This is a genomic window from Lutibacter sp. Hel_I_33_5, assembly GCF_007827455.1.
Classification (GTDB): Bacteria; Bacteroidota; Bacteroidia; order Flavobacteriales; family Flavobacteriaceae; genus Polaribacter.
Genome location: NZ_VISM01000001.1, coordinates 1047371 through 1056272, shown reverse-complemented (window position 1 = coordinate 1056272; position 8902 = coordinate 1047371). Strand labels below are relative to the sequence as shown.

The 8902-nt window shown below is 29.3% G+C and carries 8 protein-coding genes; 7 read left to right on the top strand and 1 reads right to left on the bottom strand.

From position 1 onward, the window contains the following. Position 1: 1 nt before the first annotated feature. The 4 genes from OD91_RS04600 to rluF are packed head-to-tail and all read left to right on the top strand — an operon-like array spanning position 2 to position 4363. The gene (locus tag OD91_RS04600) at positions 2-943 is read left to right on the top strand and encodes a type IX secretion system membrane protein PorP/SprF (protein ID WP_255513177.1); all 942 of its coding nucleotides are present in this window, start codon (positions 2-4) and stop codon (positions 941-943) included. 1 nt (position 944) lies between these two features. Beyond that, positions 945-2906 carry an OmpA family protein gene (locus tag OD91_RS04595; protein ID WP_144895217.1) on the top strand — a complete coding sequence of 654 codons (1962 nt, stop codon included), beginning with the start codon at positions 945-947 and terminating at the stop codon, positions 2904-2906. Then, positions 2907-3521 (top strand): alpha-ketoglutarate-dependent dioxygenase AlkB, encoded by a 615-nt coding sequence (locus tag OD91_RS04590; RefSeq protein WP_144895216.1) that lies wholly within the window; start codon positions 2907-2909, stop codon positions 3519-3521. It begins immediately after the preceding gene. Between the two features lie 29 nt (positions 3522-3550). Beyond that, a complete protein-coding gene (rluF, locus tag OD91_RS04585) occupies positions 3551-4363 on the top strand; it encodes a 23S rRNA pseudouridine(2604) synthase RluF (protein ID WP_144895215.1) in 813 nt (270 codons plus the stop codon). Between the two features lies 1 nt (position 4364). On the opposite strand, the gene OD91_RS04580 is transcribed toward rluF, so the two are convergent. After that, a complete protein-coding gene (locus tag OD91_RS04580) occupies positions 4365-5648 on the bottom strand; it encodes a T9SS type A sorting domain-containing protein (protein ID WP_186434406.1) in 1284 nt (427 codons plus the stop codon). Positions 5649-5771: 123 nt separating this feature from the next. On the opposite strand from OD91_RS04580, the gene tgt reads away from it, so the two are divergent. The 3 genes from tgt to OD91_RS04565 are packed head-to-tail and all read left to right on the top strand — an operon-like array spanning position 5772 to position 8872. Further along, complete coding sequence (tgt, locus tag OD91_RS04575) at positions 5772-6902, top strand: tRNA guanosine(34) transglycosylase Tgt (protein WP_144895213.1); 1131 nt, start codon at positions 5772-5774, stop codon at positions 6900-6902. Position 6903: 1 nt separating this feature from the next. Then, positions 6904-7989: an LptF/LptG family permease gene (locus OD91_RS04570; RefSeq protein WP_144895212.1), complete on the top strand. Its 1086-nt coding sequence runs from the start codon at positions 6904-6906 to the stop codon at positions 7987-7989. Beyond that, complete coding sequence (locus OD91_RS04565) at positions 7976-8872, top strand: DMT family transporter (RefSeq protein WP_144895211.1); 897 nt, start codon at positions 7976-7978, stop codon at positions 8870-8872. The genes OD91_RS04570 and OD91_RS04565 overlap by 14 nt, the downstream gene beginning before the upstream one ends. The last annotated feature ends 30 nt before the right edge of the window (positions 8873-8902 follow it).

Genomic DNA, 8902 nt, shown 5'->3' with positions numbered 1-8902 from the left:
CATGAATAAAGTAAACAAATTAAGTATGAATTTTCCCCGAAGACTACTTCTAGTATTTATTATTCTAGTTGGATTAACCTCTGTTAATGCACAGCAAGATCCACAATATACACAGTATATGTATAATACAATGAGTATAAACCCAGCATATGCTGGTTCTCAAGGTTATTTTACAGCTACAGCCTTGGCAAGAACGCAATGGGTTGGTTTTCCTGGCGCTCCAGAAACCCAGACATTTAGTTTTAATAAACCTTTGGGTTATAGTGGGGTTGGAATTGGTTTAAATATTATTAATGATAAATTAGGTCCTTCTAGTGAAGTATATTTTGATGGAAATGTTTCTTATACCATTAGAACAAGTGAAGAAGGTAATTTAGCTTTTGGTTTACGATTAGGAGGTAGAAGTTTAAGTTTAGATTGGAGTAAAGGACGTTATCAAAATGAAGATGCAATTTTTAATCAGAATGTAAATAATCGTTTTTTACCATCAATTGGTGCAGGATTATATTATCATAAAACAAATTGGTATGTAGGATTATCGATTCCTAATTTTATCAGAACAGATCATTATGATGATTTTGTAGAATCTATTGCAGCAGAAAGATTGCATTATTTTTTAATTGGTGGATATGTGTTTAATCTATCTGATGATATTAAGTTTAAGCCTGCATTTATATCCAAAATAGTGTCAGGAGCACCATTATCAGTAGATTTATCAGCTAACTTTTTATTTTATGAGAAATTTACTTTAGGAATTGCTTATAGATGGGATGATTCTATTAGCACACTTTTACGATTAAAAGTTAATAAAAATTGGCATATAGGCTATGCTTATGACTTAACAACATCTAATTATAGAAATTATAATTCTGGAACACATGAACTTATGTTAATATTTGATGTTACAAGAGCACCTAAATTAAAATCCCCAAGATTCTTTTAATATGAAAAAAATCAGCACACTTTGTTTACTTTTTATAGTAGTTGTTTCTTTTGGTCAAAGAAAATATGCTGCCAATAAATATTTTAGTGATTATTCTTATGTAAAATCAGCTAAATTATATGAAGAATTATTTAAAAGAGGTGATACATCTAAGCTTGTTGTTACCAGGTTAGCAGATTCTTATTATTTTAATAATAAAACAGTTAAAGCTGAAACATGGTATAAGAAATTATTTGAATTATATAGAAAAGATACTTTACAGTTAGAGAGTTATTTTAGGTATGCACAAGTATTAAAAAGTAATGGAAACTATAAAGAGTCGGATAAAATACTATTAGAATTTAGAAAATTAAACAACATAGACAGTCGAGGAAAAAAGTTAATAGAGAATAAAAATTATTTCGATACTTTTTCTAAAGATAAAGATGCGTTTAGAAGTATTCATAATCTATCAGTAAATACTAAATATTCAGATTATGGAGCTTATGTTCATAATGGAATACTCTATTTTTCTTCAACGAAACCTAAAACATTTGGTAAGCTGGAAAAAAAATATCATTGGAACAATCAGCCGTTTTATAATATTTATAAAGCAGATCAAGTAGTTTTTGATAATGAAAAGAACATCAATTTTACTGATATTGAAAATGAGACGATTCTAAAAGAGGTTAATTCGCAATATCATGATTCAAATGCTATTATTACAAATGATGGTAAAACCATGTATTTTACCAGAGATGATTTTGATGGAAAGAAACTTAAAACAAGTAAAAGACAAGTTTCGCAATTAAAAATTTATAGAGCAGATTTTGTAGACTCTAAATGGACAAATATTACCGAACTACCATTTAATAGCAGCGAGTATTCTACTCGACACCCAGCGTTAAGTTCAGATAATAAAACATTATATTTTGTTTCAGAAAAACCTGGAGGATTTGGAAAAACAGATATTTATAAAGTTTCTATTCATGAAGATGGAACCTATGGAAATCCAATAAACTTAGGAAAAGAAATTAATACAGAAGGAATAGAAATGTTCCCTTTCATTGGAAATGATAATACGCTTTATTTTTCATCTAACGGACACATAGGGCTTGGTGGATTAGATGTTTTTGAAAGTAATTTAAATGCATTAAATGAGTACAATGGGGTTTCTAACCTTGGTGTACCGATCAATAGTCAAAAAGACGATTTTTCTTTTTATGTAAATAAAGAGCAAAAGACTGGTTATTTTTCATCAAATAGAGAAGGAGGAAAAGGAGATGATGATATTTATTCATTTATTGTTAATGAAAAAGAGAAACCTTGTAATGTTAAAATTGTTGGACAAGTAAAAGATAAAGTAACTAACGAATTATTAGTGGGTGCTAGCGTTACATTATTTGATAAAAATAATCTAAAAGTAGATAGTTTACGAGTAGGTAAAGATGCTAGATTTGAATTTATTTTACCTTGTAATGAAAATTATAAGTTAATAGGAAAAAGTAGGTACTATAAACCAGACAATCAGATTTTTTATACGGAAGGTTCTGTAGGAGTATTGAATGCAAAAAAAATGGATCTTCGCCTAAATGATGATTTTAGATATTCAGATAAGTTAGAAATGATTCTTAACATCAAACCTATTTATTTTGATTTAGATAAAGCTACTATAAGACCAGATGCAACTAAGGAATTGGATAGAGTTGTACTAATTATGAATAAGTATCCTGAAATTGAAATTAGAGCAAGTTCGCATACAGATTCTAGAGGAAATGATGCGTATAATCAAACTTTATCAGAAAAAAGAGCAATATCTACAAGAGAGTATATTGTTTCTAAAGGCATTTCTGCTAGTAGAATTTCAGCAAAAGGCTTTGGAGAAAATAAGTTAGTAAATAATTGTAGTAATACTATAGAATGTTCTGATGATGAACATCAAAAAAATAGAAGAACAGAATTTGTAGTTGTAAAGAAAATGTAAATGTTTTCTCAATTAGATTTATTTGATAAAAAAGAATCCAAGAATATTTTACCGTACGATGGAGTTACCAATTATCATGGTATAGTGCTTTCTCAAAATCAATGTAGTGTATATTATAAAAGCCTTTTAGAAACAATCCAATGGAAAAATGATGAAGCTATTATTTTTGGTAAAAAGATAATCACTAAAAGAAAAGTAGCCTGGTATGGAGATTCTGAGTATAATTATAATTACTCAAACGTTACAAAACAAGCTATTATTTGGACAAAAGAACTGCTAGAATTAAAAGAAATAGTAGAAAAAGAAACGAAAGAAACCTATAATTCTTGTTTGTTAAATTTGTATCATTCTGGAGATGAAGGGATGGCTTGGCATTCGGACGGTGAAAAAATGTTGAAAAAGAATGGAGCAATTGCCTCTTTATCACTTGGTGCACAGCGTAAATTTTCTTTTAAACATAAAGAATCTAAGCAAAAAATAGATATCATTTTAGAAAGAGGAAGTTTGATTGTTATGAAAGATACTACGCAAACTAATTGGTTACATAGATTGCCTCCAACGAAAAAAGTTCATACACCAAGAATAAATTTAACTTTTAGAACAATCGTTTTATAAAATTAAGTTTCTTTGTAAAAAATATTTTTTTGGACAACAAACAGCAATCTTCAACGAACCTTAATAAATTTATTAGCGCAACAGGAATTTGCTCTCGTAGAGAAGCTGATAAGCTAATAAGCGAAGGACGTGTCACCTTAAACGGTAAACCAACTCAATTAGGGAATCGTGTTTTCGAAGATGATGTTGTTAAAGTAGATGGAAGAAAATTAAAAACAAAACCTAAACCCTTATATATTGCTTTAAATAAACCAGTCGGTATTGTTTCTACAACAGATTCTAAAGAGCGAAAGAACATTGTAAAGCATGTTAATCATCCACAACGATTATTTCCAATAGGACGTCTTGATAAACCTTCTGAAGGGTTGATTTTTTTAACCAATGATGGAGATATTGTCAATAAAATATTACGAGCTGGAAATAATCATGAAAAAGAGTATATAGTTTCTGTAGATAAAACAGTAACAGATCGTTTTGTGCATAAAATGAGTAATGGAATCCCTATTTTAGGAACTGTTACTAAGAAATGTAAGGTCGAAAAAATAAACGATACAACATTTAAAATTGTTCTAGTTCAAGGTTTAAATCGTCAAATAAGAAGAATGTGCGAATACTTAGATTCTAATGTAACTAAGTTAAAACGTACTAGAATCATGAATGTAAACTTAGGAAACCTAAAACCGGGTGATTGGCGAGAATTAACAGAACAAGAAATAGTAGCAATCAATAAAAAAATAGCTTCTTCTGTAAAAACAGAAGAAGCCTCTTTAAATTTTTCTAAAAATCCAACATCCAATAAAAAGAAACCTAAGAATTCTTTTGGAAGAAGGAGAAGAAAATAATTTATTCAATAATTATTTTCTTAACTAAGTTTTTGTTATCAGAATTAATTTTAAGGAAATAAATTCCGTTAGTTAATTTACTAACATTAATGCTTTTACTAAACTGATTTTTATTAATTTTTTCTTGTAAAACTTCCTTACCTGTAATATCATAAATTAAAACATCACCACCATTTCTAGCTAATAAATTATTATAAGTTAAATTGATATTATCTTTACTAGGGTTTGGATAGATACTAAGATTGAAATCAGCACTAAAATCTTTAACAGAAAGACCATTAGATGTTTTTAAACCTATTCTTGGACCCGCTAAAGCAGCTAACATTCTTGTTTTTTGTCCTTGAGTAAACATGACTAAACAAGCGTCATTAGAATAATCCATGTAGTTTACAAACATTGGGCCATTAGGAGCAGCAGCACAATGTGTGCCTCCACTAGTAACTGGGAAAACTGGACACCCTGAAGTAGAAGCCCCCTGTGGAGGTGTGTCAACAACCTCATCATCTACATTACAATCTCCATCACCCCAAATATGTATTAAATTTAAATAATGACCAACTTCATGTGTTGCCGTTCTTCCAAGATTAAAAGGTGATTGAACTGTACCAGTATTTCCAAAAGCTGTAGATATTATTACAACTCCATCTTGATCAGCTAATGCTTGTAGAGTAGAACTAGCTTGTGGAGGACTAGCGTACCCTAAAATATCACTTCCTCCTTCTTTTCCTGCTTCTGCAATCCAAATATTCAAGTATTTAGAAACATCCCATGAGTCAGTTCCACCTGTATTTGTGTTTTTTACATTTGAGTCAGCTCCAGTTAGAGCTTTACCAATATCTACGGTAGTAGTCATTCTTCTTGTAATACCTGTAGTAGTATTTCCATCAGGATCTCTATTGGCTAAAGCAAAATTTATCTCTATATCTGCTGAAACTTCTGAAAATGCAGCAGGAGCAACACTAATATCAGAATTTAATTTTCTGAAATCTTCATTTAAAACTGCGATTTGAGATTTAATTTGAGCATCAGAAATATTTTGAGCCTCTGTTCTATATACAACATGAACAACTACTGGAATAGTAATTACTTCTTTTTTTATTCTATTATTTTTTTTATCGTTTACCCACTTTTTTATAAAAGCTTCATTTGCTTGATGTGCTTTTAAATTTTCTGGGTTCGATAAATAGACACTCATATCATTAATAGGAGCACATTTTCTTTTTTGTGAATTGGCCGTTAAAGCAAAACAAAAACAGCTAATTATTAATAGTAATTTAATTTTCATACGATTACGGTTATTGGGTTCAAAATTTGAATTCATAAATTTAAGAATTTATTATTAAATCCCTTTGTTATTTAATATCTTTTTGGGTTTTTACATGTTACCATTTCTTTATCTTTGCGTTCAATGATATTTGATTTAAAGAGTACAGACCCAAAAAGTAAAGCCAGAGCTGGTGTTATTACAACAGATCATGGTACCATAGAAACACCAATTTTCATGCCAGTAGGTACAGTAGGTACTGTAAAAGGTGTTCATCAGACAGAACTTAAAAATGAAATAAATCCTGATATTATATTAGGAAATACCTATCATTTATACTTACGTCCTCAAACTTCTATTTTAGAACAGGCAGGAGGTTTGCATAAATTTATGAATTGGGATAGAAATATTTTAACTGATTCCGGAGGATATCAAGTGTATTCTTTATCAGGAAGAAGAAAAATAAAAGAAGAAGGTGTAAAGTTTAAAAGTCATATTGATGGTTCTATGCATTTTTTCACGCCAGAAAATGTGATGGAAATACAGCGAACTATCGGTGCAGATATAATCATGGCGTTTGATGAATGTACACCATATCCGTGTGATTATAATTATGCAAAACGATCGATGCATATGACACATAGATGGTTAAATCGATGTATTAACCATTTAGAAAAACTACCATTTAAATATGGATACGAGCAAACATTTTTTCCAATAGTTCAAGGAAGTACTTATAAAGATTTAAGAAAACAATCCGCAGAATATATTGCAAATGCTGGAGCACAAGGAAATGCTATTGGAGGATTATCAGTAGGAGAACCAGCAGAAGAAATGTATGCGATGACAGAAGTGGTAACTGCAATTTTACCCGAAGATAAGCCACGATATTTAATGGGAGTAGGAACTCCGATAAATATTCTTGAAAACATAGCCTTGGGTATTGATATGTTTGATTGTGTGATGCCAACTAGAAATGCAAGAAATGGAATGCTATTTACTGCGCATGGAACGATTAATATTAAAAATAAAAAGTGGGAAAATGATTTTTCTGCTATTGATGATATGGGTATAACCTATGTAGATACGTTATATTCTAAAGCATATTTACGTCATTTATTCGCAGCAAAAGAAATGTTAGGAAAGCAAATTGCTTCAGTTCATAACCTTGGATTTTATTTATGGCTAACCCGAGAAGCTAGAAAACATATTTTAGCAGGAGATTTTACTCAATGGAAAGACAAAATGGTAAAACAAATGGACAAACGTTTGTAATTTGAAAAAATTAGATTGGTACATATTAAAACGTTATTTGGTAAGTTTTCTGTTTACCTTATTAATCTTTATTCCGATTGCTGTCGCAATTGATGTAGCAGAAAAGATTGATAAATTTCTATATCACGATAATCTAGGGCTTCTTCAAGTTTTAGATGAATATTATAAGAATTTCGTTATTTATTATGCCAATACTTTTATGCCGTTGGCGGTATTTATTGCTGTAATTTTATTTACATCTAAACTGGCAAACAATACTGAAATTGTTGCTATTACAAGTGCAAGAATATCATTCACACGTTTTTTATATCCATATTTTATTGGTGCAACTTTGATAACAATTTTAGCATTAGTAATGAATCATTTTGTGGTGCCAAGTAGTAGTAAAATTAGAAAGAAATTTGAAAACACTTATTTAAAAAAACAAACCTATGCAGATAAAAATGTTAAGGAATTTAGCCTGCAACTTACCGATAGTACTTATATTTATATTCATAATTTTAATTTAAAAGGGAATCAAGGATATAATTTTTCATCAGAAGTCTATGATGGATTAAAATTAAAGTCTAAACTTTCTGCCGAAACTATTAAATGGAATAAAAAAGATAGTACTTTTAAATTATCGACCTATCGTATTAGAAAAGTATTTGAGAAAAATGATAGTATTTTTAATGGAACTAACCTAGATACTGTTTTTGCATTTACACCAAAAGATTTAGTTTATAAATCGGCATTATCACAAGAAATGCCATCACATGAATTAACTAAATTTATCGATATTTCTAAAAAAAGAGGCGTAAAAAATTTAAATGCATATTTAGTCGAATTACATAAAAGAACCAGTTTGCCGATAGCAACATATATACTAACACTTATTGCAGTTGCTATGGCTTCTAGAAAAAGAAGAGGAGGTATTGGTGTAAATTTAGCTATAGGAATCGGAATTATGTTTATCTATATTTTCTTTCTAAAAGTTTCTGAAGTTTTAGGAGCTGTAGCAGGAGCAAATTCCTTATTATATGTATGGGTGCCTAATATTGTTTTTGGGGTACTGGCTATTTATCTCTATTTTAATGCTAGAAAATAAGTTAAAAAATTACCTACACTTACACTTCATCGTTTTTATTTGGGGTTTTACAGCAATTTTAGGAGCGTTAATAACAATAGACGCCATTCCTTTAGTTTGGTATAGAATGTTATTAGCTGTATTATTTATTCTAATCTATTTTTTAATCAGAAAAAAGGATTTAAAAGTTGATAAAAAAGGATTAATAAAGTTTTTAATTTCTGGAATTATTATAGCCGTACATTGGATTACTTTTTTTAAGGCGATTAAAGTTTCAACTGTTTCAGTAGCTTTAGTAATGATGAGTACAGGTGCATTTTTTACATCATTTATAGAACCCTTCTTTTTTAAACGTAGAATAAAACCAGTAGAAATTCTACTAGGATTATTAGTTATTTGCGGATTATATATCATTTTTAATTTTGAGTCAGATTATAGATTAGGAATTATTTACGCACTAATATCATCGTTTTTATCAGCGTTGTTTGCTGTATTAAACGGCTTATATATCAAAGAGTATAATGCAAATATCATATCGTTTTATCAATTATTTTTCGGTGTTTTAGCAATTACTGTTTTACTACTTTTTACTGGTAAGTTTTCTGTTGACTTTTTTATACTGTCATCAAAAGATTGGATGTATTTATTAATTTTAAGTAGTTTTTGTACAGCTTATGCGTTTATTGCTTCTGTAAAAGTGATGAAATATTTATCACCCTATACCGTAATGTTAACCATTAATTTAGAACCAGTTTATGCAATTATATTGGCCTTGCTTGTTTTTGGTGAAAAAGAACAGATGAAACCTGCTTTTTATTATGGAGCTTTTATTGTGCTTTTTGTAGTATTATTAAACGGTATTATAAAAAATAGAATGAAAAAGAAGACTAAAATAGTAGAATAATCATTTGAAAAAGTTAAAAAAATATTGCTT